Origin of the sequence: Pseudomonas citronellolis, assembly GCF_900112375.1 — a bacterium.
Taxonomy (GTDB): Bacteria; Pseudomonadota; Gammaproteobacteria; order Pseudomonadales; family Pseudomonadaceae; genus Pseudomonas; species Pseudomonas citronellolis.
The window spans coordinates 21,315-45,221 of the sequence record NZ_FOLS01000020.1 but is presented as its reverse complement, the minus strand read 5'-3'; the positions used below and the strand labels follow the sequence as shown (position 1 = coordinate 45,221).

Here is a 23,907-nt window from a genome sequence, read left to right as displayed (position 1 = left end):
TGCTCGTTGGCTTTTATTCTTCATCCGCCGCGTACGGGTCGGGGTAGCCCAGTTCGGCCAGCAATTGCCGTTCCAGGGCCTCCATTTCCTCGGCCTCGGCGTCTTCGATATGGTCGTAGCCCAGCAGGTGCAGGCAACCGTGGATCACCAGGTGGGCCCAGTGCGCCGCCGGCTCCTTGCCCTGTTCGGCGGCTTCGCGCTCGACCACCGGCACGCAGATCACCAGGTCGCCCAGCAGCGGTATGTCCAGCAGTTCGTCGGGTACGTCGGCGGGGAAGGACAGCACGTTGGTGGCGTAGTCCTTGTGCCGCCAGGTGCGGTTCAGCTCGCGGCCCTCGGCCTCGTCCACCAGGCGGATGGTCAGCTCGGAGTCGGCCTGGCGCTGGCGCAGGGCCAGCTCGCACCAGCGGCGCAGCTGCGCCTCGGCGGGCAGGTCGGCGGCTTGGCTGGCGACCTGCAGGTCGAGTTCAAGCATCGCGGGTTTCCCTGGGCGCGCGTTCGCCGTCCAGGCGCACCGGCTGGCGTGCCTCGAAGCGTTCGTAGGCTTCGACGATGCGTTGCACCAGCGGGTGGCGCACCACGTCCTTGGGCTTGAAGTGGGTGAAGCTGATGCCCGGTACGTCGTGCAGCACTTCCATCACGTGCTTGAGGCCCGAGCGGGTGCCGCGCGGCAGGTCGACCTGGGTGATGTCGCCGGTGATCACCGCAGTGGAGCCGAAGCCGATGCGGGTGAGGAACATCTTCATCTGCTCGATGGTGGTGTTCTGGCTCTCGTCGAGGATGATGAAGCTGTTGTTCAGCGTGCGCCCGCGCATGTAGGCCAGCGGCGCGACCTCGATCACCTGGCGCTCGATCAGCTTGGCCACGGTCTCGAAGCCGAGCATCTCGTACAGGGCGTCGTACAGCGGGCGCAGGTAGGGGTCGATCTTCTGCGACAGGTCGCCGGGGAGGAAGCCGAGCTTCTCGCCGGCCTCCACCGCCGGGCGCACCAGCAGGATGCGGCGGATCTGCTCGCGCTCCAGGGCGTCCACGGCGCAGGCCACCGCCAGGTAGGTCTTGCCGGTGCCGGCCGGGCCGATGCCGAAGTTGATGTCGTGGTCGAGGATCGCCTTGACATAGCGCTGCTGGTTGGCGCCGCGCGGGCGGATGTGCGCCTTGCGCGTCTTCAGCGTGATGTTGGGCACGTCGCTGGCGCTGGCCAGGTCTTCCAGGCCGGATTCCTGGAGGAACAGGTGGACCATGTCCGGGGTCAGCTCGGTGCCGCTCTGTGCCTCGCGGTACAGGCGCTGCAGCAGGTGCTCGGCGGCCTGGGTGCGCGCGGCCTCGCCAACCAGTTCGAACTGGTTGCCGCGGTTGCGGATCTCGATGTCCAGGCGTTTCTCGATCTGGTGCAGGTGCTCGTCGAACTGCCCGCAGAGATTGGCGAAGCTGCGTGCGTCGAAGGGTTCCAGGGTGAAGCGGTGAAGATCCAGGGGGGCGTTCAAGGTGCTGTCGGTATGACCGTTGGGAAATTAGGGATGACCGAAGAATAACCCCGGCGGCCCCTGTGGGAAAGTCGGGCGCCGGGATGGACTTCAGTGACGGGTGGGCTCGATGAGGCGGCCGCGCAGCGAGTTGGGCAGCGCCTCGTAGATTTCCACCTCGGCGAACTGGCCGATCAGGCGCGGATTGTCGCAGGCGAAGTTGACCACGCGGTTGTTCGCCGTGCGGCCCTGCAGCTGGCCCGGGTCGCGCTTGGAGTAGTCGGTGACGAGGATGCGCTGCACGCTGCCGACCATGCGTCGGCTGATCTCGAAGCCCTGCTGCTGCAGGCGCGTGTTGAGAATCATCAGGCGCTGCTTCTTCACCTCGTCCGGGGTGTCGTCGACCAGGTCCGACGCCGGGGTACCCGGGCGCTGGCTGTAGATGAAGACGAAGGAGTAGTCGAAACCGACTTCTTCCACCAGCTTCATGGTCTGTTCGAAGTCCTTGTCGGTCTCGCCGGGGAAGCCGACGATGAAGTCCGAGCTGATGCAGATGTCCGGCGCCGCGGCCTTGAGCTTGCGGATGCGCGACTTGTATTCCAGCGCGGTGTGGTTGCGTTTCATGGCGGCCAGCACGCGGTCCGAGCCGGACTGCACCGGCAAATGGACGAAGGGCACCAGCTGCGGCAGCTCGGCGTGGGCGGCGATCAGCGCATCGCTGAACTCCAGCGGGTGCGAGGTGGTGTAGCGGATGCGTTCGATGCCGTCGACCTCGGCGACCACCCGCAGCAGCTCGGCGAAGTCGGCGATGCGCCCGTCGTGGGTGGCGCCGCGGAAGCCGTTGACGTTCTGCCCCAGCAGGGTGACTTCCTTGACGCCGTTCTCGGCCAGGTGGATGACCTCGGCGAGCACGTCGTCGAACGGCCGGCTGACTTCCTCGCCGCGGGTGTAGGGCACCACGCAGAAGCTGCAGTACTTGCTGCAGCCTTCCATCACCGAGACGAAGGCGGTGGGGCCGTCGACGCGCGGTTCGGGCAGGCGGTCGAACTTCTCGATCTCCGGGAAGGACACGTCCACCTGCGGTTTGCGGGTGGTGCGCGCGGCGTCGATCATTTCCGGCAGGCGGTGCAGGGTCTGCGGGCCGAAGACCACGTCGACGAACGGCGCGCGCTCGCGGATGGCGGCGCCTTCCTGGCTGGCCACGCAGCCGCCGACGCCGATCACCAGCTCCGGCTTCTGCTGCTTCAGAGTCCGCCAGGCGCCCAGTTCGGAGAACACCTTCTCCTGGGCCTTTTCGCGGATCGAGCAGGTATTGAGGAGGATCACGTCGGCTTCTTCGGCCTTCTCGGTCAACTCCAGGGCATGCTCCTCGCCCAGCAGGTCGGCCATGCGCGAGCTGTCGTACTCGTTCATCTGGCAGCCGTGGGTCTGAATGAAAAGCTTCTTGGCCATGCGCGTTTCGTCGGGGAAATCCAAAATGACCGGGCATTATAGTGGCGCGCCGGGCCCGTTCCTAGGGTTGCGCGCCAGGCGGCTGTGCTATGCTTCGCGCCCCCCTTTTCGCAGAGCTGTCATCCGTCGTTCATGAACAAGCGCGAGAACCCGATCTACAAAGTCGTCTTCCTCAACCAGGGCCAGGTGTTCGAGATGTACGCCAAGCAGATCTACCAGAGCGAACTGTGGGGCTTTCTGGAGATCGAGGAGTTCGTCTTTGGCGAGCGCACCCAGGTGGTCGTGGACCCCAGCGAAGAGAAGCTCAAGGCCCAGTTCGAGGGCGTGATCCGCAGCTTCGTGCCGCTGCACGCGATCATCCGCATCGACGAAGTCGAGCGCCTGGGCACGCCGAAGATCAGCGAGGCCAAGGGCGGCGGCAACGTGATGCCGTTTCCGATGCCGATGCCGGACAAGAGCAGCTGAAGGCTATAGGCTATAGGCTGAAGGCAAGAGCGAAGAGCACGCTGGAGTCGCTCCTACGAAAAGCCCGTATGCTCTTCGCCTCTAGCCTCTAGCCTCTAGCCTCTAGCCTCTAGCCTCTAGCCTCTAGCCTCTTTTAGGGCAACGGCGAAAACGGCGTATTGCCCGCCGTCTGCAGCTCGATCAGGTAGTTGCGGAAGATCTGCCCCAGCACCTTGCTGGCGATGTCCAGTTCGTCCTTGCTCATCTGCTCGGCGACCAGGTCGGCGCTGTCCATGGCGTCTTCGGCGCCGTTCACCGCGGCCATCTTCAGCACTATGTAGGCCTGGATGTTGTTGGCCTTGACCCCTTCGCCGCGGAAGAACATGGTCCCCAGGCGCCATTGGGCCTGGGCGTGGCCCAGCAGCGAGGCTTTTTCGTACCAGCGCAGGGCGGCCGGGAAGTCGCGCGGGGCGCGTTCGCCGGTGTAGTAGTACTCGCCCAGTTCGAATTGCGCTTCGGCGTCGCCGCCGTTGGCGATCTGCTGGCAGCTGGCCAGGGCCTGCTGCAGTTGCTCGGGCACCGTGTTCAGGGTGCAACGGCCGGTCGCCGGGACCAGCAGCGAGTTGCCTCCCGCCTGCGCGAGCAGGGGCGAGATGAACAACAGGCTGCCCAGCAGCAGGGCGCGACCAGAACGGTACATGGGGAGAAACGGCCTCCGGCAACGGGGCGGGCGCAATGCCCGGCCGGCGAAAACGTGCCGGCCTGCACATTATGAAATAAGCCGACGCTTCCTTACAAAGTCTTTACGGTGTTTTTCGCGGTTTCCGTCCGAATGGCCAAGAAACCGGCGTAGGACTCGCCTGGAAAGCGTAACGACGGAAAATTGGCCGCGGCGGGCGCCGCGGCCGGAGGGAGTTACTTGAGGGCGGCGAAGGCGCGCTCGGCGGCGTCCAGAGTCAGCTTCAGCTCGGTGTCGCCGTGGGCGATGGAGGTGAAGCCGGCCTCGTAGGCGCTGGGCGCCAGGTACACGCCGCCGTCCAGCATCAGATGGAAGAAGCGCTTGAAGCGCTCGGCGTCGCTGGCCATCACGTCGGCGAAAGTGATGATGTCGTCCGCGCCGCTGAAGTACAGGCCGAACATGGCGCCGGCCTGGGTGGTGACGAACGGGATGCCGGCGGCATCGGCGCGCTCCTGCAGGCCCTGCAGCATGCGGCTGGTGTAGTCGGTCAGCTCGTCGTGGAAGCCCGGGCGGCTGATCAGCTTCAGGGTGGTCAGGCCGGCGGCCATGGCCAGCGGGTTGCCCGACAGGGTGCCGGCCTGGTAGACCGGGCCCAGCGGGGAAATCTGCTGCATGATCGCGCGCTTGCCGCCGAAGGCGCCCACCGGCATGCCGCCGCCGATGATCTTGCCGAAGGTCGACAGGTCCGGGGTCACGCCGTACAGCGCCTGGGCGCTGCCGAGGTGGACGCGGAAGCCGGTCATCACCTCGTCGAAGATCAGCACCACGCCGTGCTTGTCGCAGGCCTTGCGCAGGCCCTGGAGGAAGCCCGGGGCGGGCGGCACGCAGTTCATGTTGCCGGCCACCGGCTCGACGATGATGCAGGCGACGTTCTGGCCGCACTCGTCCAGGGCCTTCTCCACCGCTTCCAGGTCGTTGAACGGCAGCGTCAGGGTGTGCTTGGCGAAGTCCGCCGGCACGCCCGGGGAGTTCGGCACGCCGAAGGTCAGGGCGCCGGAGCCGGCCTTCACCAGCAGGCTGTCGGAGTGGCCGTGGTAGCAGCCCTCGAACTTGATGATGTCGTCGCGGCCGGTGTAGCCGCGGGCCAGGCGGATGGCGCTCATGGTCGCCTCGGTGCCGGAGCTGACCATGCGCACCATGTCCATGGACGGCACCAGCGAGCAGACCAGGTCGGCCATTTCCACTTCCAGCGCAGTCGGCGCGCCGTAGGACAGGCCGTGCTGCAGCTGGCGGCGCACCGCGTCGAGCACTTCCGGGTGGGCGTGGCCGAGGATCATCGGGCCCCAGGAGCCGACGTAGTCGACGTAGCGCTTGTCGTCTTCGTCCACCACGTAGGCGCCTTCCGCGTGCTTGAAGAACAGCGGGGTGCCGCCGACGCTCTTGAAGGCGCGCACCGGCGAGTTGACGCCGCCGGGGATGTGCTTCTGGGCGTTGGCGAAGAGGAGTTCGGAACGGGACATGGCGACCTCTCGTTGGGATCCGTGAAAGCGGCGCGCAGCGGCGCCGCGGGAAAGGGTTAGAACAGCGCGGCGAAGGCGCGGGCGCGGCGCTCCACTTCGGCCGGGGTGTCGGCGGCGAAGAGCGCGTTGATCACCGCCAGCAGGTCGGCGCCGCGGCCGATCAGCTCGGGGGCGTTGTCCAGGCTCACGCCGCCGATGGCCACCAGCGGTACGTTGGCGAAGCGCGCGCGGGCCTGCTCCAGCAGCTCGGGGCTGGCCTCGGAGGCGCCGGGCTTGGTCAGCGACTGGAAGAAGCGGCCGAAGGCCACGTAGTCGGCGCCCTCGGCGACGGCCTGGTCGGCCAGCTGCAGGTTGCCGTGGCAGGTGGCGCCGATGATCGCCTGGCGGCCCAGCAGGGCGCGGGCGGCGGCCAGGGAGCCGTCGGTCTGGCCCAGGTGTACGCTCACACCCAGGCGCGCGGCCAGCTCGGCGTCGTCGTTGATGATCAGGGTGGCGCCGTGGCGCTCGCAGAGTTCGCGCAGGGCCTCGGCCTCGCGCAGGCGGCGCGACTCGTCGCTGGACTTGTCGCGGTACTGCAGCAGGCGCGCGCCACCGCGCAGCGCGGCCTCGACGTAGGGCAGCAGGCGGCCGTCGGCGAGCAGCTTGCTATCGGTGATGGCGTAGAGTCCGCGGAGTTTCATGAAGGCCTCGGCAGGTGAATCAGGAGCAGAAGTCCAGCGGCAGCCGGCGCGGGACGTACTGGCCGTGGCCGGGGGCCTCGGCGTCGCGCAGGGTGCGCCAGGTGTAGTCGAGGGCGCTGCGCACGGCGCTGGCCAACTCCTCGCCCAGGGCCAGGCGGCCGGACAGGGCGCTGGCCAGGGTGCAGCCGGAGCCGTGGTAGCTGCCCGGCAGGCGCTGGCAGGTGAAGCTATGCTGGCTGCCGTCGCGGCTGTACAGGCGATTGTGCACCTCGGATTCGTCGCCGTGGCCGCCGGTGATCAGCAGGTTGCGGATGTACGGCAGCAGCTTCTCGGCGCATTCGTCGGCGCTGCCTTCGGGCAGCTCGGCGAGGATGCGCGCCTCCGGCAGGTTCGGCGTGGCGATGGCGGCCACCGGGAACAGCCGCTCGCGGATCGCGTAGCCCACCTCGTCCTTGCCCAGGGCGCCGCCGCCGCCAGCGCGCAGCACCGGGTCGCAGACCAGTGGCACGCCGGGCAGCGACTGCATGATCTCGACCACGGTGTCGACCATCTCCACCGAGCCGAGCATGCCCAGCTTGACCGCGGCCACCGGCAGGTCGGCGATCACGGCGTTGGCCTGGGCCAGCACCCACTCGCGGTCGAGCACGCGGAAGTCGGCAACGTTGACGGTGTCCTGAACGGTCAGCGCGGTGACGGCGGGCGCCGCATGGCAGCCTTGGGCGATCAGGGCTTCGATGTCGGCCTGCAGGCCGGCGCCGCCACTGGGATCGTGGCCGGACAGGCAGAGCACTACGGGACGGGAGGTTGGCGTTTTCATGGCGCGGGAGCTTACCACTAAACCCGGCAGGCGTCGTTTGCCCCGACCCCCGGCCCGGCGCTGCTTGATCGTCATGCCGGCGTGCTAAAGTTGGCCGATTCGAAAATCACGCCCACAGGGCGCGCCGATCGCGGGGGATGGGGCCCCTGGGCGTCGTCCGGAGGGGCACTGCGGGGTAGCATGCAGCGCTGGCTGATCCTCTTCCTTCTCCTTCTTTCGCCGCTGGCCGGCGCGGTCAGCTTCGACGAGCACACCAGCCGCCTGCCGCTGGGCCACTCGATCGACGTCTTCGAGGACGTGCGCGGCACCGCCGACATCGCCGACATCACCTCCGCGGCCCTGGCCGACAGCTTCCGCCGCCACGACCGCGACGTGCTCAACGCCGGCTACTCGCGCTCGGTGTTCTGGATCCGCCTGGACCTGGACTACCGCCCGCAGGAGTCCCAGGACCCGGCGCCCTGGCTGCTGGAACTGGCCTACCCGCCGCTGGACCGCCTGGACCTCTACCTGCCCGACGCCGACGGCAAGTACCGCCTGGCCCAGAGCACCGGCGACACCCTGCCGTTCGCCAGCCGGCCGATCAGCCTGACCAACTACCTGTTCGACCTCAAGCTTGCGCCCGGCAAGCCGCTGCGGGTGTACCTGCGCCTGGAGAGCCAGGGCTCGATCCAGGCGCCGCTGACGCTCTGGTCGCCCAAGGCCTACATGGAAAACCTGCCGGGCAACGTCTACGTGCTCGGCATCATCTACGGCGTGCTGCTGGTGATGCTGGTGTACAACCTGTTCATCTTCGTCAGCGTGCGCGACACCAGCTACCTCTATTACATCCTCTACATCGCCTCTTTCGGCCTCTACCAGGTCTCGGTCAACGGCGCCGGCATCGAGTACTTCTGGCCCGACAGCCCCTGGTGGGCCAACGCCGCCACGCCCTTCCTGATCGGCTCCGCCGGCCTGTTCGGCTGCCAGTTCGCCCGCAGCTTCCTGCACACCCGCGAGCACAGTCCATGGGTCGACCGCACCCTGCTGGCGCTGATGGCCGTGGGCGTGCTGGTGATGCTGCTGGCGTTGTCGGCCAGCTACGCGCTGTCGCTGCGCCTAGCCACCTATCTGGCGCTGGCGTTCGTGGTGGTCATCTTCAGCGCCGGCATCCTCGCCTGGCTGCGCGGCATGCGCGTGGCGCGCTACTTCATCTTCGCCTGGACCGCCTTCCTCCTCGGCGGGACCATCAACACCCTGATGGTGCTGGGCTTCCTGCCCAACGTGTTCTTCACCATGTACTCCGGGCAGATCGGCTCGGCGCTGGAGGTGGGCCTGCTGTCCCTGGCCCTGGCCGACCGCATCAACGCCATGAAGGAAGAGCGCACGCGTATTCTCCAGGAATCCAGTCGCAAGCTGGAGCAACTGAACCTCGAACTGGCCAACAGCAACCGCCTGAAGGACGAGTTCCTGGCCACCGTCACCCATGAGCTGCGCACTCCCATGAGCGGGGTGATCGGTTCGCTGGAGCTGATGCAGACGGTGCCCATGGACGTGGAGCTGGCGCAGTACCAGAAGACCGCCACCGGCTCGGCGCGCGACATGATGCGCATGGTCAACGACATCCTCGCGCTGATCGAGCTGCAGGCCGGCAAGCTCTACCCGCGGCGCGAGCCCTTCAGCCTGCGCGGCCTGTTCGACAGCTTGCGCGCCCAGTACGCGCCGCGCGCCGAGGCCAAGGGCCTGCGCTTCGACCTGCAACTGGACGAGAACCTGCCGGACACCCTGGAAGGCGACGCCGGCAAGCTGGCCCAGACCCTCGGCTACCTGCTGGACAACGCCATCAAGTTCACCCATCAGGGCGGCGTGAGCCTGCGCGTGGACGGCCAGCGGCAGAGCGACGGCGTCGCCCTGCGGGTGACGGTGCAGGACTCCGGCATCGGCTTCGAGACGCCGGCCGACGATGCGCTGTACCAGCGCTTCCACCAGCTCGACGGCTCGCTGACCCGCGAGTACGGCGGCCTGGGCATCGGCCTGGCGCTGTGCCGCCAGCTCACCGAGCTGCTCGGCGGGCAGCTGCAGCACCATTCCAGCCCCGGGCGCGGCAGCCGCTTCGTCCTTGAACTGAACCTCGGCCAGCCGGCGCAGAGCTTCAGCGTGCCGCCGCGCCGCGCCGGCGGTCAGGCCCTGCGCCGCCCGGACCAGTGCACGGTGCTGGTGGTGGAGGACAACGCCATCAACCAACTGGTGATCCGCGGCATGCTGCTCAAGCTGGGCTACCGGGTGCGAACCGCCGACAACGGCTCGGAAGCCATCGACCTGCTGCGCCGCGAGAGCGTCGATGCCGTGCTGCTGGACTGCCAGATGCCGATCATGGACGGCTTCGCCACCTGCCGGGCGATCCGCACACTGCCCCAGGGCGGCGAGCTGCCGGTGCTGGCCATCACCGCCCACAGCCACAGCGGCGACCGCGAGCGCTGCCTGGCGGCGGGCATGAGCGACTACCTGGCCAAGCCGGTGAAGTTCGAGGAGCTGCAGACCCTGCTGCACGACTGGCTGCTGTGCCAGCCGGCGCTGCCCAGCCACGCCTGATCCGCCACGCCCGTTGCGTCACGCGGCGCGATCCGCTGGCCGGAACGCCCGCACCGCTGGCGCAATTCCCCCTATGGCCAAGTCCTGAACCGTGATTCACTGCTTGAAACAGTGAATCCGGATTCAGAGCATGGTCTACCGTCTCACCGAAGCCCGCCTGCAGAAGGACGTGGAACTGCGCGAGCGTATCCTCCAGCTGGCCCTGGCGCGGGTCGCCGAGGGCGGTTTCGCGGCGCTGACCATGCAGGGCCTGGCCGAAGAGGCGGGCATCGCCACCGGCAGCCTGTACCGGCATTTCCGCGGCAAGGGCGAACTGGCCGCCGAGGTCTTCGCCCGCGCCAGCCAACGTGAGGTGGACGCCCTGGCCGTCGTCCTGCGCGGCCCAGGCGGGCCCGCCGGGCGCCTGGCCCGTGGCCTGCGCCAGTTCGCCCGGCGCGCCTGGGAGAGCCGGCGCCTGGCCTTCGCGCTGATCGCCGAACCGGTGGACCCCGAGGTGGACGAGCAGCGCCTGCTCTACCGCGAGGCTTACGCCGAGCTGTTCATCGAACTGCTGGAAGAGGGCGTGCGCAGCGGCCACTTCCATTGCGGCCCCACGCCGCTGATCGCCGCCTGCCTGGTGGGGGCGATCGCCGAATCCCTGGTCGGCCCGCTGTCGCCGCCGGCCCGAGCCGCCCGCGATGCCGGGCAAGCCAGCCCTGGCCTGGAGCAAGTCAGCCAGGCCCTCGTCGATTTCTGCCTGCGCGCCGTCGGCGCGCCCCAGCCGGAGGAACAGCGATGAACCTGCACGAGTACGCCGAGACCCACGAAGTGACCAACCAGGTGCCGCCGCTGGACGGCGCCAACCTCTACCGCATCGACCTGCCGCTGCAGGAGTGGGTGCGCCGCTACGACGGCGGCTGGGCCGAGCAGCGTCTGGGAGCCTACGGCGCCCTGGCCGGCGGGCCGCTGATGGCCGCCGGCTTCCTCGCCAACGAGAACAAGCCGGTGTTCAAGAGCCACGACCGCTACGGCCACCGCATCGACCTGGTGGAGTTCCACCCGGCCTACCATGAGCTGATGCGCACGGCCATCGAGCATGGCATCCCGTCCATGCCCTGGACCGACCCGCGCGCCGGCGCCCACGTCGCCCGCGCCGGCCTGAGCTACCTGCACAGCCAGGCCGAGGCCGGCACCGGCTGCCCGCTGACCATGACCTTCGCCAGCGTCCCGGCGATCCGCCTGCAGCCGGACATCGCCGAGAAATGGCTGCCGAAGATCCTCGCCAGCGAATACGACCCGCGCAACCTGCCGATCGAACAGAAGGCCGGCGCCACCATCGGCATGGCCATGACCGAGAAGCAGGGCGGCACCGACGTGCGCGCCAACACCACGCGCGCCTACCCGGTGGGCATCCCCGGCCCGGGCCAGGCCTACGAGCTGGTCGGGCACAAGTGGTTCTGCTCGGCGCCGATGTGCGACGCCTTCCTCACCCTGGCCTATACCGACAAGGGCCTGACCTGCTTCCTGCTGCCGCGCCACCGCCCGGACGGCACGCGCAACGAGTTCTACGTGCAGCGCCTGAAGAACAAGCTGGGCAACTGGTCCAACGCCTCCAGCGAGGTGGAGTACCGCGGCGCCCTGGCCTGGATGGTGGGTGAGGAGGGCCGCGGCGTGCCGACCATCATCGAGATGGTGGCCATGACCCGCTTCGACTGCATGGTCGGCTCCAGCGCGCTGATGCGCCAGGCGCTGACCCAGGCCGCGCACCACTGCGCCTACCGCCAGGTTGGCGGCCGCGTGCTGGCCGAGCAGCCGCTGATGCAGAACGTGCTGGCCGACCTGGCCCTGGAAAGCGAGGCCGCGCTGGCCCTGACCATGCGCATGGGCCGCGCCCTGGACCACCTGCACGACGACGCAGAGGACAAGTTCGCCCGCCTGGTCACGGCGGTGGGCAAGTACTGGATCTGCAAACGCGCCCCGGCGATGATCAACGAAGCCGCCGAATGCCTGGGCGGCGCCGGCTACGTCGAAGACACCATCCTCCCGCGCCTGTACCGCGAGGCCCCGGTGAACTCCACCTGGGAAGGCTCGGGCAACGTCCAGTGCCTGGACGTGCTGCGCGCCCTGTCGAAGGAGCCGGGCGTGCTCGACGCGCTGTTCCACGAACTCGGTGACGGCCACGGCGACGCCCGCCTGGCAGCCTTCATCGGCAACCTCAAGGCCTCCTTCGCCGACACCGCCGACATCCAGTTCCGCGCCCGCCAGCTCACCGAGGACGTGGCCGTGGCCCTGCAGGCCAAGCTGCTGCTGGAAGCCGGCAACGCCACCGTCTCCGACGCCTACATCGGCAGCCGCCTGGGCGGCGGCGGCCGCGTCTACGGCACCCTGCCGCGCGGCACGGACGTCGAAGCGCTGGTGGCGCGGGCGACGCCGCATCTGGCCTGATGCCGCTGGCCGGGAGCCGCGAGGTTCCCGGCCTAGCCCGTAGGCACCTGTCTGTCGGCTGGCATCGCCGAGGACATGATTCAGTCATCCCCTTCCTGCGAATAAGCAGGCAAGATGGAGCTGATCGCTCAGACAGGAAGCCCACCATGAATGCCGAGCTCGGCGACGCTTTCGTCGTCGCCCATACCGCAGAAGAAGCGGTCGACCGCCTTGCCGCCTTGCACCAGCGCGCCACCGGGGCGCTCAGCCAGGCTCTGCGGCGCTACCTGAAGACCCGCGAGCAGCCGGGCGCCGAGGAGCGCGCGCTGTTCCGCTATCCGCAGCTGCGCCTGACCTACCTGTGCCAGGGCGAGGTGCCCTCGACCACCCGCGCCTACGCCAAGGTGCAGACGCCCGGCACCTATGCCGTGACCATCACCCACCCCGCGGCCTTCCGCAAATACCTGCTGGAGCAGCTGCGCCCGCTGATGGAAGACTTCACCGTGCGCATCGAGGTCGGCCCCAGCGAGCAGAACATTCCCTATCCCTACGTGGTGGAGCAGGGCGATGAGCTGGCCGGCTCGGGCGTGACCGCCGCCGAACTGGCGCGGGTGTTCCCCAGCACCGATCTGTCGGCCACTTCCGACGGCATCGCCGACGGCCTGTACCAGTGGGAAGGCGCCGACCCCATGCCGCTGGCGCTGTTCGACGCCGCGCGCACCGACTTCTCGCTGCGCCGCCTGGTGCACTACACCGGCAGCGACTGGCGCTGCGTGCAGCCGTGGATCCTGCTGACCAACTACCACCGCTACGTCGACCAGTTCATCCACATGGGCCTGGAGCGCCTGCACGAGGACCCGCGCTTCGTGCGCATGGTGCTGCCGGGCAACGTAGTGATCGAGCGCGACATGGATCGGGGCGAGGCCAACGCCATCATCGCCGGCGTCGAGTGGCACCGCTTCCAGATGCCGGCCTACCACCTGATCGCCAACGACGGCGACGGCGTCACCCTGATCAACATCGGCGTCGGTCCGTCCAACGCCAAGAACATCACCGACCACCTGGCCGTGCTGCGCCCGCACTGCTGGCTGATGATCGGCCACTGCGGCGGCCTGCGGCAGTCGCAGACCATCGGCGACTACGTGCTGGCCCACGCCTACATGCGCCGCGACGGCATCCTCGATCGGGTGCTGCCGCCGCACATCCCGATCCCGGCACTGGCCGAGGTGCAGGTGGCGCTGCAGGAGGCCGCGGCGCTGGTCACCGGCGAGCGCGGCGAGGCGCTGAAGCGGCGTCTGCGCACTGGCACCGTGCTGACCTACGACGACCGCAACTGGGAATTGCACTGGGCCCAGGAGCGCCCGCTGATCAACCTGGCGCGGGCCGTGGCGGTGGACATGGAGAGCGGCACCATCGCCGCCCAGGGCTACCGCCTGCGGGTGCCCTACGGCACGCTGCTGTGCGTCTCGGACAAGCCGCTGCACAGCGAGATCAAGCTGCCCGGCGCCGCCAGCGCCTTCTACCAGCGCGCGGTGAGCCAGCACCTGGCGATCGGCATCGCCGCCGTCGACCTGCTGCGTACCCAGCTCAACTCGCTGCACTCGCGCAAGCTGCGCAGTTTCGACGAGCCGCCGTTCCGTTGATCCGGCGCATGGCCACGGCCCTTTCCCGCCCGCGCGGGGAGGGCCCGTGGCAGGATGGCGCAAAGGCCGCAACCGGAGGACGCCATGGCTGAACCCCTGCAACCGACCCGCGCCGAACGCGCCGCGCGGGTACTGTCGCTGCTCGACCTGACCTCGCTGAATGCCGACGACGATATGCCGCGCATCGTCCAGCTCTGCCGTCGGGCGCTGACGCCCTATGGCGAGGTGGCGGCGGTGTGTGTCTACCCGCGTTTCGTGCATGTGGCGCGGCGTACGCTCAATGGCTTTGGTGCGCGCTCGGTGAAGGTCGCCAGTGTGTGCAACTTCCCCACTGGCGATGCGCCTTGGGCGGAGGTGGTGGAAGAAGTGCGGCGTACCCTCGCCGAGGGTGCTGATGAGATCGATCTGGTCTATCCCTGGCAGGCGCTCAAGGCTGGACGGGCAGATGGGGCGGTGGAGCTGATCCGGGCCTGCAAGGCGCTTTGCGGGCCCTACCATCGGCTCAAGGTGATTATCGAAAGTGGCGAGTTGGGCGAGCCTGAGTTGATTCGTACGGCTTGTCGCGAGGCTATTGCCGGTGGCGCCGATTTTCTCAAGACCAGTACTGGCAAGGTGGCCGTGAATGCTACGCCGGAGGCTGCGCGGGTGATGCTTGAATGCATCGTGGAGGCGGGTGGCAAGATGGGCTTCAAGGCTGCTGGTGGCATTCGTAGCCTGGACGATGCCGAGGTCTACTTGGCTATCGCGCAGGAGATGCTTGGGGATGATTGGATTACGTCCGAGCACCTGCGCTTTGGGGCTTCGGGGTTGCTCGATGAGCTGTTGCGCGAAATGGAGGAGTGACTTTTGTAGGAGCTAGCTTGCTCGCGAACGGTGCCTCTCTGCGATGCCTGGTGTTTATCCCGAAGAGCACCCTCTCCCCAGCCCTCTCCCTGAAGGGAGAGGGGGCTAGTCCGTGCCGACGTGGAAGACATGCCTCATGGAAATATCAGGCGTTATGCGGGGCATCAGGGAGTGCGGAAGTGCCAGCGCACGCCGAACGACTCCCTCTCCCTTCAGGGAGAGGGTTGGGGAGAGGGGCGGCGTTCGGATTGGCACCAATGGTTCCGGGAGACTCCGGTCGAGAGTCCCCCCACACACGAAGCTAAGGCCTACCCACCCATCCGCTCCACCAACCACTGCTCCCCCGGCTTGGGCGCGCGGAACGCCTGGCTTTCCACGCCCTGTTCATCCAACGCCCGGGCCAGGTCGTGGACGGGAGCGAACTGGCCTTCGTCGCTCAGGCGGAAGGTGCCGAAGTGGATGGCCATGCTGCACTGCGATTCCAGCGTGCGGTGGGCCTGCACGGCGTCGTCCGGGTTCATGTGGTGGTGGCGCATGAACCAGCGCGGTTCGTAGGCGCCGATGGGCAGCGCGGCGAAGCGCATCGGCCCGAAGCGTTCGCGGATCAGCGCGAATTCCGGGCCCAGGCCGGTGTCGCCGGGGAACAGCACGGGGCCGTCCGCCGATTCCAGCACGAAGCCCAGCCACAGGGTGCGGTTGGTGTCGTAGCGCGAGCGCGCCGACCAGTGCTGCGCCGGCACGCCGGTGAGCAGCATGCCCTCGTGCAGCGGCAGGCTCTGCCACCAGTCCAGCTCGTGCACGTCGACGAAGCCGCAGGCGCGGATCAGCTCGGCGTTGCCCAGGCCGGTCACCACCTTCGCTTCTGGGAAGCGCCGGGCCAGTTCGCCCAGGCTGCTGACGTCCAGGTGGTCGTAGTGGTTGTGGCTGACCAGGATCAGGTTGATCGGCGGCAGTTCGTCCAGGGCCAGGCCCGGCGGATGGTGGCGCTTGGGGCCGACGAAGCTGAAGGGGCTGGTGCGCTCGCACCACAGCGGGTCGGTGAGGATGTTCAGGCCGCGGTGCTGGATCAGCAGGGTGGCGTGGTTGATGTAGGTGATGCGCAGTTCCTCGCCGCTGACCTGCGCCGGGGTTTCCGGACGGCGTTCGGCGCCGGGCTGTTCGATCCAGGCCAGTTGCCTGTCGCGCTCCAGCTGCCACTTGAGGAATTCACGGAAGCCATGGTGCGGCTTGGCGTCCAGATTGCGGAAGCGCAGGCCGTCGAAGTTCGTGCTTTGCGGCCCGCTGTAGCCGCCGCCGAGGCGGCCGGCGAGGTTGAGCAGGGTGATCAGCCAGGGGGAGCGACGGGCCTTGGGCATGGTGGGATGCTCTGCGTGCTCTTGCGGGGGAACGGTGGCACAACCTAGCATGCCGGCCCATCCTTGTGCTCCGCCGACTCGTTGCCGTTTCTTGCCCATGCCCCGTCCGCCTCGTCCCACCACCCGCCGTCCCGCTCCCCGCCGCGTCGCCAAGGCGCCGCCGGAGCAGCCGCGGCTGATCCTGCTGAACAAGCCGTTCGACGTGCTGACGCAGTTCAGCGATGGCGAGGGCAGGGCGACGCTCAAGGACTACGTGCCGGTGCCCGGCGTCTATCCCGCCGGGCGCCTGGACCGCGACAGCGAGGGCCTGCTGCTGCTGACCAACGACGGCCGCCTGCAGGCGCGCATCGCCGACCCCAAGCACAAGCTGCCGAAGACCTATTGGGTGCAGGTGGAGGGTGAGCCGGACGAGGCGCAGTTGCAGCGCCTGCGCGAAGGCGTGCAGCTCAACGACGGCCCGACGTTGCCGGCCGAGGCGCGGCGCATCGACGAGCCGCAATTGTGGGAGCGGGTGCCGCCGGTGCGTTTCCGCAAGTCGGTGCCCACTGCCTGGCTGGAGCTGGTGATCCGCGAGGGACGCAACCGCCAGGTGCGGCGTATGACGGCGGCCGTCGGCCTGCCGACCCTGCGCCTGGTGCGGGTGCGCATCGGCCCTTGGGGCCTGGACGGGCTGCAGCCGGGGGAGTGGCGCGAGGTGCAGCCCTAGGGCTGGATCAGAAACCGCCTTCCAGGCCGGCGACCACGAAGGATTTGACCAGGAAGCCGAAGACGCCGAGGCCGAGGGCGAAGAACAGCACCATGGTGCCCATGCGTCCGGCCTTGGACTTCTTGGCCAGGTCCCAGACGATGAAGGCCATGAACAGGACCAGGGCGCTGACCAGCCCGTACATCATCCAGTCTTCGAAACTCTCGTTCATTGCTGCTCCTGCCCGGCGCGGGCGCTTGAGTGGGGGCCGGAAGGTCCGGCGGTCGCGAGGACGGGCGGCATTATAAGGGCTTGGTCGCCGGTTGATCAGCGCTGTTCAGAAAGTGAGCAGAATTTCCCGCGCGGGGCCGGCGACGGCCGAAGAAGTCCCGCCGCAGCGGCCCTGGCGGGAAATAGTCGAGCGCCGGGCGGCCCCCGCAGGACGTGAGGTGCGCGTATTTGTCGCAGTTGGCGCACTTCGTAGGAGCGAGCCTGCTCGCGAATGAGCCCCGCGGCGGAGTCTGTTCGCGAGCAAGCTCGCTCCTACGAGAAGCCGTGCCTGCCCATGCGGCCGTGGTGATGGGTATCGCTTCGCTCAACCCATCCTACGAGAAGCCATGCCCGCCGCCCCATCCACGCCATTCCCCTGTAGGAGCGGGCCCTGCCCGCGATTCGCGCGCAGGGCGCGCTCCTACATTTGCCGGGTCAGCTGCGCAGGTGCTCCAGCGGCAGTTCGGTGCTGGCCATGATGTTGCGCAGCACGAAGCTCGACCGCACGCTGGTCACGCCTTCGATGCGCGTCAGGGTGCCGAGCAGGAAGTGCTGGTAGTGCTCCATGTCCGGCACCATCACCTTCAGCTGGTAGTCCGCGTCCATCCCGGTGACCAGGCTGCATTCCAGCACCTCCGGGCACTGGGCGATGATCGACTGGAAGTGCTCGAAGCGCTCCGGGGTGTGCCTGTCCATGCCGATCAGGACGAAGGCGGTGAGGCTCAGGCCGAGCTTCTTGCTGTCCAGCAGGGCGACCTGGCGCAGGATGTAGCCGTCGTCTTCCAGCTGCTTGACGCGCCGCGAACAGGGCGAGGGCGACAGGCCGATGCGTTCGGCCAGCTCCTGGTTGGAGATGCGCGCATCGCGCTGCAATTCGGCGAGGATTCGCAGGTCGTAGCGGTCCAGTTTGTTCATTGTGGCCTCAAAAATTTATCGACTTGCATGTTTTTATACATTCTTGGTGATTTATTGCGCAATCGATAGTTTGATGCGCAATCTTCGCAATCCGCTGTCGCTTCGCTCCCCGTAACATGGCTCCAGAAATCACGGCCCGGACCCATACGTCCACGGCGATCCGCCCAATCAGGCGCATCGCGGCCTGCCGACCCGATCGGGTCGCCCAGGCCACCGGGCTACGCACCGCCCAGAAGGTGGAGCGAGGTGAGCCGGCGCCAGAAGCGACGAGCCAGGACGAATTCCCCGAGGGGAGGTCACTGACCTCCCTTTTTTCTTGCCTGCGATTTGCCCGCCGACCTTTACCTTGACTTTACCCTGGCCCCGGGGATGCGCGGTCTGCGCGGTTGTCTATCTGTCATGCAAATGAGCGAGGTCGGCCGGCAGGCCGCTGTGAGGCATTCATGAAGTCGGGCATCTGGCGTCTGGCATCCGTTGGGTTGCTGTCACTGGCCATCGCCGGCCAGGTCTTCGCTGAAGGCCAGGGGCCCGGGCAGGACGGCCATGGCGGACAGGGTGGGCATGGTGGCGGCAATGGGGGTGGCCAGTGGCAAGGTCGCCCGCAAGGCAATCAGGGTGGCCAGTTGCAGGGCCGACCGCAAGGCAACCAGGGTGGCCAGTGGCAGGGCCGACCGCAAGGTAACCAGGGCGGCCAATGGCAGGGCCGTCCGCAAGGCAACCAGGGCGGCCAGTGGCAGGGCCGACCGCAAGGCAACCAGGGCGGCCAATGGCAGGGCCGACCGCAAGGCAACCAGGGCGGCCAGTGGCAAGGCCGTCCGCAGGGCAACCAGGGCGGTCAATGGCAAGGCCGACCCCAAGGCAACCAGGCCAGCCAGGGCCAAGGCCGACCCCAGAACAACTGGAACGGCCAATCGCAGGGCCGTCCCGCCACCGGTCATGACGACCGCGGCCCCGACCGGCCTTCCGCCGGGGGCGGCTCCTGGCAGGGCCGGCCGCCGTCCGCGCCCGGCAATGCCTGGCATGGTCGCCCGGGCGGCAACTGGGGGCCGCATCCGTCGAACTGGCGGCCGGGCTATGTGGTGGACCGCGTGCCTTCGGGCTACTACCGGGTGCCCTGGCGCGGCAGCGACTATTTCTTCAACGACGGCTACTGGTACCGCCCCCATGGCGCGCGCTATGTGGTGGTGGCGCCGCCCTATGGCGTGCGGGTGAGCTACCTGCCGTCCTACGCCGAGCAGCTGTGGTTCGGCAGCATGCTGTACTTCCTCGCCGCCGGTACCTACTACCTGTTCGACAATTCCTCGCAGACCTACGAGGTGGTGCCGCCCCCGCCGCAGGTAGCGCAGGCCCCGCTGCCGACGAGCAACCCCTACGACGTGATCGCCTACCCGATGTACGGACAGAGCCCGCAGCAGCAGGCCCAGGACCACTACGAGTGCCATACTTGGGCGGTCGGGCAGAGCGGTTTCGACCCGGCCATGGCCGGTTACGCGCCGTCGCAGCAGGCCGTGGATACCTATCGCGGCGCGCTGGGCAGTTGCCTGCAGGGGCGTGGCTACAGCATCAACTGATGGTTTCCCGGCCCACCACTTCCAGCGGGTCGGCGTGCACCAGCACCTCGGCCCGGGGGAACTCGGCGCGGATCGCCAGCACGGCCTGGTCGCACAGGGTGTGGGCCTGGGACAGGCGCATGTCGCCGGGCAGTTCCAGGTGTAGCTGGACGAACCAGCGATCGCCGGAAATCCGCGTGCGCAGGTCGTGGGCGCCGACCACCCCGGGCACCTGGCGCACCAGTTCGAGCATGCGCTCGCTGACGTCCGCCGGCAGCTCCTCGTCCATCAGCACCGCCACCGATTCGCGGGCGATGCGCACGGCGCTCCAGAGGATGTAGGCGGCGATGCCCAGGCCGAAGACCGCGTCCATCCGCGGGAAGCCGTAGTGCGCCAGCAACAGGGCGACCAGGATGCTGCTGTTGAGCAGCAGGTCGGAGCGGTAGTGCAGCGAGTCGGCCTGCACCGCCAGCGAGCCGGTGCGCTTGATGACGTAGCGCTGCACGCCCAGCAGCGCGGCGGTCAGCGCCAGCGACAACAGCATCACCAGGATGCCCCAGCCGGTGGCGCCCAGCGGTTCGGGGTGCTGCAGGCGGTCCAGCGCCTGGGAGCCGATGAGCACCGCGCTGACCGAGATGAACAGCGCCTGGCCCATGCCCGATAGCGACTCCGCCTTGCCGTGGCCGTAGCGGTGGTCGTCGTCCGCCGGGCGCAGCGAATAGCGCACCGCCAGCAGGTTGAGCAGCGAGGCGGCGCCGTCGAGCAGGGAGTCGGTCAGGCCGGCCAGCAGGCTCACCGAGCCGCTGTGCCACCATGCCAAGGCCTTGGCCACCACCAGGGTGACTGCCACCGCCAGCGAGGCTCTGGTGGCCAGGTGCAGCAGGCGGGCGCGCTGGTTGTCCAAGTTCAGCGGGTGTCCTGGCGTTGCGGCAGGAAATAGATGTAGTCGAGTAGCGGCGCTGGCTGGCCGAGGGTGGTGAGCGCGGCGCTCATCTGCCCGCGGTGGTGGGTGCCGTGGTTGACCAGGTGCTGGACGATGTCGGCCAGGCTCTGGCGGTGGTCCTGGCCGGCCATGTTGCGGTATTCCAGCAGCTTGCCGAGGTCGCGCTCGTCCTGCCGGGCCAGCCACTGTTTCCAGCCCTGTACGCCCTCGCGGAGGAAGTCGGCCAGGGCGGCGCGGTCCGGCGCGGCCTCGCTGTCCAGGCGGGTGAACTGCCAGGTGCGGCCCTCGACGCGGTCGAGCCAGATGCGGTCGACCACCGCGAGGTGGTTGAGGGTGCCGTGCAGGCTGCCGAAGAACAGCCCGCGCGGTTCGCGGTAGGCGGCCTCGTCCAGGGGCGCGACGGCCTCGAGGATGCGTTCGTGGGCCCACAGGTGGTAGTCGAGGAGTTTTTCCAGGTGGCGCCCCAGTGCCGCGTGCATGTCAGCCCTCCAGCTTGAGCCCCAGGCTGGCCAACTGCTGCGGGTTGCCGACGCGCTGGATCAGGCGTGGGTCGTCCAGCGGCAGGGCACGGCCGGTCTCGCGTTCGATGATTGCCTTGAGTTTAGTCCGGTCCACCTGGCCGTCGGCGCCGACCGCCTCGTGCAGTTTCTCGGGGGCGACGGAGTATTTCTCGTCCGGCAGGTAGATGGCTCCGGTGGCGAAGTCTACGCCGAAGGCGATCAGCCCCGGGATGATGTAGAACAACAGTCCGATGGCGTCGAACACGGCGATGGCCGGGTCGATGCGGCCGTCGATCTGCCCGCGGCGGTCGGGGTAGAACAGGGTGCCGCAGGCGGCCAGCTGGCTCAGCAGGGCTGCGCTGAGAACCGCGCAGGAAACTCGGGTGGCAAGACGCATCTAGAACCTCCGGAATAGGCTTCGGGCAACTATATCAATGCGGCGCAGGGGCCTCTATCGTCGGCCGCCGCCCTTGTTGCATAGGACTGCGGCGGGTCGGTCGTGGTTCGCCGTTATAATCGCCGGTTCGTTATTTCCGCGTGCTTAAGGGTGGATGAAATATAGCCATGAATGCCCTTCCCATCGATGCCATTCTGCCATCCCTGCGCCAGGCCCTGGGCGAGCGCGACGAGGCCGTGCTGGAGGCGCCGCCCGGCGCCGGCAAGACCACCCGGGTGCCGCTGGCGCTGCTCGACGAGCCCTGGCTGGCCGGGCAGGGCATCCTCATGCTCGAACCGCGCCGCCTGGCCGCCCGCGCCGCGGCCGAGCGCCTGGCCGCGGAGCTGGGGGAGAAGGTCGGCGAGACGGTCGGCTACCGCATCCGCCTGGACAGCAAGGTGGGGCCGAAGACGCGCATCGAGGTGGTCACCGAGGGCATCCTCACCCGCCGCCTGCAGGACGACCCGGCGCTGGAAGGCGTGGGCCTGGTGATCTTCGACGAGTTCCACGAGCGCAGCCTGGACGCCGACCTGGCCCTGGCGCTGACCTTGAACGGCCGCGAGCTGCTGCGCGACACGCCGCTGAAGGTGCTGGTGATGTCCGCCACCCTGGAGGGCGAGCGGCTGTCCGCCTTGCTCGACGAGGCGCCGGTGGTGCGCAGCGAGGGGCGCATGTTCTCAGTGGAGCTGCGCTGGGGACGGCCCTGGCAGGCTGGCGAATTCGTCGAGCCGCGGGTGGTGCAGACGGTGCTTCAGGCCCTGGCCGACGAGCCTGGCAGCCTGCTGGTGTTCCTCCCCGGGCAGGCCGAGATCCGTCGCGTCGCCGAGCAACTGGGCGAGGCCCTGGCCGAGCGCGACGAGGTGCTGTTGTGCCCGCTGCACGGCGAGCTGGAGCTGTCCGCCCAGCGCGCCGCTATCGAGCCGGCGCCGCCCGGCAAGCGCAAGGTGGTGCTGGCCACCAACATCGCCGAGACCAGCCTGACCATTGACGGCGTGCGCGTGGTGGTGGACGCCGGGCTGGCGCGGGTGCCGCGCTTCGACCCGGGCAGCGGCATGACGCGCCTGGAGACCCAGCGCATCTCCCGCGCCTCGGCCACCCAGCGCGCCGGCCGCGCCGGGCGCCTGGAGCCGGGCGTGTGCTACCGCCTGTGGTCCGAGGCGCAGCATGAGCAACTGCCGGCCTACGGAACGGCGGAAATCCTCCAGGCCGACCTCGCCGGCCTGGCGCTGCAACTGGGCCGCTGGGGCGTGGCGCCGGAGGAGCTGGCCTGGCTCGACGTGCCACCGGTGGCGGCCTACGCCCAGGCCCGCGAGCTGCTCGCGCGTCTCGGCGCACTGAACGACAGCGGCGCGCTGAACGCCCACGGCCAGGCCATGGCCGAACTGCCGGCGCACCCGCGCATCGCCCACCTGCTGCTGCGTGGCCAGGCGTTGGGCCTGGGCAGTCTGGCCTGCGACGTTGCCGCCTTGCTGGGCGAGCGCGACATCCTGCGCGGCGCCGGTGCCGACCTGCACGAACGCACGGCGCTGCTTGCCGGAGAGTCGGCCGGCAACCGCGCCAGTCGCGGCGCAGTACAACGGGCCAAGCAACTGGCCCGGCAGTTCCGCGGCTACCTGCGCGGCAAGCCGAGCGAAGCGGTGGCCGACCCCGACCATCCACGCTGGCTGGGCGCGCTGCTGGCCTTCGCCTATCCCGACCGCGTGGCTCGCCAGCGTCGCGAGGGCGGCGGCGAATACCGCCTGGCCAACGGCCGCGCCGCGCAGTTCGGCGAGCCTGATGCCTTGATGAAGGAACCCTGGCTGGTGGTCGCCGACCTCGGCAGCCGCCAGGGCCAGCGCGAAGAGCGCATCTACCTGGCCGCCGCCCTGGACGCAGCGCTGTTCGACTCGGTGCTGGCCGAGCAGGTGAGGGTGCACGACGAACTGGACTGGGACGAGCGCGAAGGCGTGCTGCGCGCCGAGCGCCAGCGCAAGGTCGGCGAACTGGTGCTCAGCCGCGAGGCGCTGCCCGGCTTGGATGCCGAGGCCCGCAGCCGCGCGCTGCTCGGCCTGGTGCGGCGCAAGGGCCTGGAACTGCTGCCCTGGACCCCGGAACTGCGCCAGTGGCAGGCGCGGGTGAACCTGCTGCGCCGCCTCGATCTGGAAGGCAAGGGCGAAAGCGAGTGGCCGGACGTTAGCGATGCGGCCCTGCTGGCCTCCCTGGAGGACTGGCTGCTGCCGTACCTGGGCAAGGTCTCGCGCCTGGCCCACTTCGCCAACCTGGAGCTGCCCGGCATCCTCCACGGCCTGCTGCCCTGGCCGCTGCCGCAACGCCTGGACGAACTGGCGCCACGCACCCTGCAGGTGCCGTCCGGCTCGAGCATCCGCCTGGACTACAGCGAATTCCCGCCGGTATTGGCGGTGCGCCTGCAGGAACTGTTCGGCCTGGCCGACACCCCGCGCATCGCCGGCGGCCGCCTGGCGGTGAAACTGCACCTGCTGTCGCCAGCGCAGCGCCCGGTGCAGGTGACCCAGGACCTGGCCAATTTCTGGCGCAGCACCTACGCCGAGGTGAAGAAGGACCTCAAGGGCCGCTACCCCAAGCACTATTGGCCGGACGATCCGCTGATCGCCGAACCCACCGCACGGGCCAAGCCGCGCAAGACTTGAAAATGCCGTCTACGGCAAGCCCCGCGGGCGGTTTTCCGGCTGATTTCGAGGCGCTACGGGCGCAGCGCCGCGCAGGCCGCCTCGTCTACAATA

General features: G+C 68.7%; 23 protein-coding genes. 9 read left to right on the top strand and 14 right to left on the bottom strand.

Annotated elements, in window-relative coordinates; all coding sequences use genetic code 11:
* Positions 1 to 13 precede the first annotated feature (13 nt).
* The 3 genes from ybeY to miaB all read right to left on the bottom strand — a co-directional run bounded on the left by ybeY (position 14) and on the right by miaB (position 2,915).
* The gene (gene ybeY, locus BM060_RS19045) at positions 14 to 475 is read right to left on the bottom strand and encodes an rRNA maturation RNase YbeY (RefSeq protein ID WP_074981919.1); all 462 of its coding nucleotides are present in this window, start codon (positions 473 to 475) and stop codon (positions 14 to 16) included.
* Positions 468 to 1,484 (bottom strand): PhoH family protein, encoded by a 1,017-nt coding sequence (locus tag BM060_RS19040; protein ID WP_074981917.1) that lies wholly within the window; start codon positions 1,482 to 1,484, stop codon positions 468 to 470. The genes ybeY and BM060_RS19040 overlap by 8 nt, the downstream gene beginning before the upstream one ends.
* Before the next feature lie 90 nt (positions 1,485 to 1,574).
* Positions 1,575 to 2,915 carry a tRNA (N6-isopentenyl adenosine(37)-C2)-methylthiotransferase MiaB gene (gene miaB / locus BM060_RS19035; protein WP_074981914.1) on the bottom strand — a complete coding sequence of 447 codons (1,341 nt, stop codon included), beginning with the start codon at positions 2,913 to 2,915 and terminating at the stop codon, positions 1,575 to 1,577.
* Positions 2,916 to 3,047: 132 nt separating this feature from the next.
* On the opposite strand from miaB, the gene BM060_RS19030 reads away from it, so the two are divergent.
* The gene (locus BM060_RS19030) at positions 3,048 to 3,380 is read left to right on the top strand and encodes a DUF1820 family protein (RefSeq protein WP_074981912.1); all 333 of its coding nucleotides are present in this window, start codon (positions 3,048 to 3,050) and stop codon (positions 3,378 to 3,380) included.
* A gap of 133 nt (positions 3,381 to 3,513) precedes the next feature.
* On the opposite strand, the gene BM060_RS19025 is transcribed toward BM060_RS19030, so the two are convergent.
* The 4 genes from BM060_RS19025 to BM060_RS19010 form a co-directional block, all read right to left on the bottom strand.
* Positions 3,514 to 4,059 (bottom strand): tetratricopeptide repeat protein, encoded by a 546-nt coding sequence (locus tag BM060_RS19025; protein WP_074981910.1) that lies wholly within the window; start codon positions 4,057 to 4,059, stop codon positions 3,514 to 3,516.
* A 215-nt stretch (positions 4,060 to 4,274) separates the two neighbouring features.
* Positions 4,275 to 5,558 carry a glutamate-1-semialdehyde 2,1-aminomutase gene (gene hemL / locus BM060_RS19020; protein WP_074981908.1) on the bottom strand — a complete coding sequence of 428 codons (1,284 nt, stop codon included), beginning with the start codon at positions 5,556 to 5,558 and terminating at the stop codon, positions 4,275 to 4,277.
* Between the two features lie 56 nt (positions 5,559 to 5,614).
* On the bottom strand, positions 5,615 to 6,238 hold the full coding sequence (gene thiE, locus BM060_RS19015) for a thiamine phosphate synthase (protein WP_074981905.1): 624 nt from the start codon (positions 6,236 to 6,238) through the stop codon (positions 5,615 to 5,617).
* 19 nt (positions 6,239 to 6,257) lie between these two features.
* Positions 6,258 to 7,055, bottom strand: a complete 798-nt coding sequence (locus BM060_RS19010) for a hydroxymethylpyrimidine/phosphomethylpyrimidine kinase (RefSeq protein WP_074981904.1) — start codon at positions 7,053 to 7,055, stop codon at positions 6,258 to 6,260.
* 180 nt (positions 7,056 to 7,235) lie between these two features.
* Here BM060_RS19010 and BM060_RS19005 point away from each other — a divergent pair, with 180 nt between their 5' ends.
* The 5 genes from BM060_RS19005 to deoC all read left to right on the top strand — a co-directional run bounded on the left by BM060_RS19005 (position 7,236) and on the right by deoC (position 14,512).
* A complete protein-coding gene (locus BM060_RS19005; RefSeq protein WP_074981900.1) occupies positions 7,236 to 9,623 on the top strand; it encodes a hybrid sensor histidine kinase/response regulator in 2,388 nt (795 codons plus the stop codon).
* Between the two features lie 130 nt (positions 9,624 to 9,753).
* Complete coding sequence (locus BM060_RS19000; RefSeq protein WP_074981898.1) at positions 9,754 to 10,401, top strand: TetR/AcrR family transcriptional regulator; 648 nt, start codon at positions 9,754 to 9,756, stop codon at positions 10,399 to 10,401.
* Positions 10,398 to 12,047: an acyl-CoA dehydrogenase family protein gene (locus BM060_RS18995; protein ID WP_074981896.1), complete on the top strand. Its 1,650-nt coding sequence runs from the start codon at positions 10,398 to 10,400 to the stop codon at positions 12,045 to 12,047. The genes BM060_RS19000 and BM060_RS18995 overlap by 4 nt, the downstream gene beginning before the upstream one ends.
* 146 nt (positions 12,048 to 12,193) lie before the next feature.
* Positions 12,194 to 13,669 carry an AMP nucleosidase gene (amn, locus tag BM060_RS18990; protein ID WP_074981895.1) on the top strand — a complete coding sequence of 492 codons (1,476 nt, stop codon included), beginning with the start codon at positions 12,194 to 12,196 and terminating at the stop codon, positions 13,667 to 13,669.
* An 84-nt stretch (positions 13,670 to 13,753) separates the two neighbouring features.
* Positions 13,754 to 14,512, top strand: a complete 759-nt coding sequence (deoC, locus tag BM060_RS18985; protein WP_074981892.1) for a deoxyribose-phosphate aldolase — start codon at positions 13,754 to 13,756, stop codon at positions 14,510 to 14,512.
* 308 nt (positions 14,513 to 14,820) lie between these two features.
* On the opposite strand, the gene BM060_RS18980 is transcribed toward deoC, so the two are convergent.
* A complete protein-coding gene (locus BM060_RS18980) occupies positions 14,821 to 15,867 on the bottom strand; it encodes an MBL fold metallo-hydrolase (protein ID WP_074981890.1) in 1,047 nt (348 codons plus the stop codon).
* Between the two features lie 97 nt (positions 15,868 to 15,964).
* Between BM060_RS18980 and BM060_RS18975 the strand changes: the two genes are divergently transcribed.
* Positions 15,965 to 16,573 carry a pseudouridine synthase gene (locus BM060_RS18975; RefSeq protein WP_074981888.1) on the top strand — a complete coding sequence of 203 codons (609 nt, stop codon included), beginning with the start codon at positions 15,965 to 15,967 and terminating at the stop codon, positions 16,571 to 16,573.
* Between the two features lie 7 nt (positions 16,574 to 16,580).
* Here BM060_RS18975 and BM060_RS18970 read toward each other — a convergent pair whose 3' ends face one another.
* The 3 genes from BM060_RS18970 to BM060_RS33360 form a co-directional block, all read right to left on the bottom strand.
* Positions 16,581 to 16,784, bottom strand: a complete 204-nt coding sequence (locus tag BM060_RS18970) for a DUF2788 domain-containing protein (protein ID WP_009617380.1) — start codon at positions 16,782 to 16,784, stop codon at positions 16,581 to 16,583.
* A 473-nt stretch (positions 16,785 to 17,257) separates the two neighbouring features.
* Positions 17,258 to 17,737, bottom strand: a complete 480-nt coding sequence (locus BM060_RS18965; RefSeq protein WP_009617381.1) for an Lrp/AsnC family transcriptional regulator — start codon at positions 17,735 to 17,737, stop codon at positions 17,258 to 17,260.
* 485 nt (positions 17,738 to 18,222) lie between these two features.
* Positions 18,223 to 18,378 carry a hypothetical protein gene (locus BM060_RS33360; protein WP_245323020.1) on the bottom strand — a complete coding sequence of 52 codons (156 nt, stop codon included), beginning with the start codon at positions 18,376 to 18,378 and terminating at the stop codon, positions 18,223 to 18,225.
* Between BM060_RS33360 and BM060_RS18960 the strand changes: the two genes are divergently transcribed.
* Positions 18,361 to 19,308 carry a DUF6515 family protein gene (locus BM060_RS18960; protein WP_256257839.1) on the top strand — a complete coding sequence of 316 codons (948 nt, stop codon included), beginning with the start codon at positions 18,361 to 18,363 and terminating at the stop codon, positions 19,306 to 19,308. The two genes, BM060_RS33360 and BM060_RS18960, sit on opposite strands and share 18 nt — an antisense overlap.
* Here the strand turns inward: BM060_RS18960 and BM060_RS18955 are convergent.
* Genes BM060_RS18955 through pmcY form a run of 3 tightly spaced genes read right to left on the bottom strand, consistent with a single transcriptional unit; the run spans position 19,301 to position 21,127 of the window.
* Complete coding sequence (locus BM060_RS18955; protein WP_371857771.1) at positions 19,301 to 20,191, bottom strand: cation diffusion facilitator family transporter; 891 nt, start codon at positions 20,189 to 20,191, stop codon at positions 19,301 to 19,303. The genes BM060_RS18960 and BM060_RS18955 overlap by 8 nt on opposite strands.
* A 2-nt stretch (positions 20,192 to 20,193) precedes the next feature.
* Complete coding sequence (locus BM060_RS18950; protein ID WP_074981884.1) at positions 20,194 to 20,709, bottom strand: DinB family protein; 516 nt, start codon at positions 20,707 to 20,709, stop codon at positions 20,194 to 20,196.
* 1 nt (position 20,710) lies between these two features.
* Entirely contained in the window at positions 20,711 to 21,127 is a 417-nt protein-coding gene (gene pmcY / locus BM060_RS18945; protein ID WP_009617385.1) for a periplasmic Zn2+ metallochaperone PmcY, read from the bottom strand.
* 167 nt (positions 21,128 to 21,294) lie between these two features.
* Between pmcY and hrpB the strand changes: the two genes are divergently transcribed.
* Positions 21,295 to 23,814, top strand: a complete 2,520-nt coding sequence (gene hrpB, locus BM060_RS18940; RefSeq protein WP_074981882.1) for an ATP-dependent helicase HrpB — start codon at positions 21,295 to 21,297, stop codon at positions 23,812 to 23,814.
* Positions 23,815 to 23,907 lie beyond the last annotated feature (93 nt).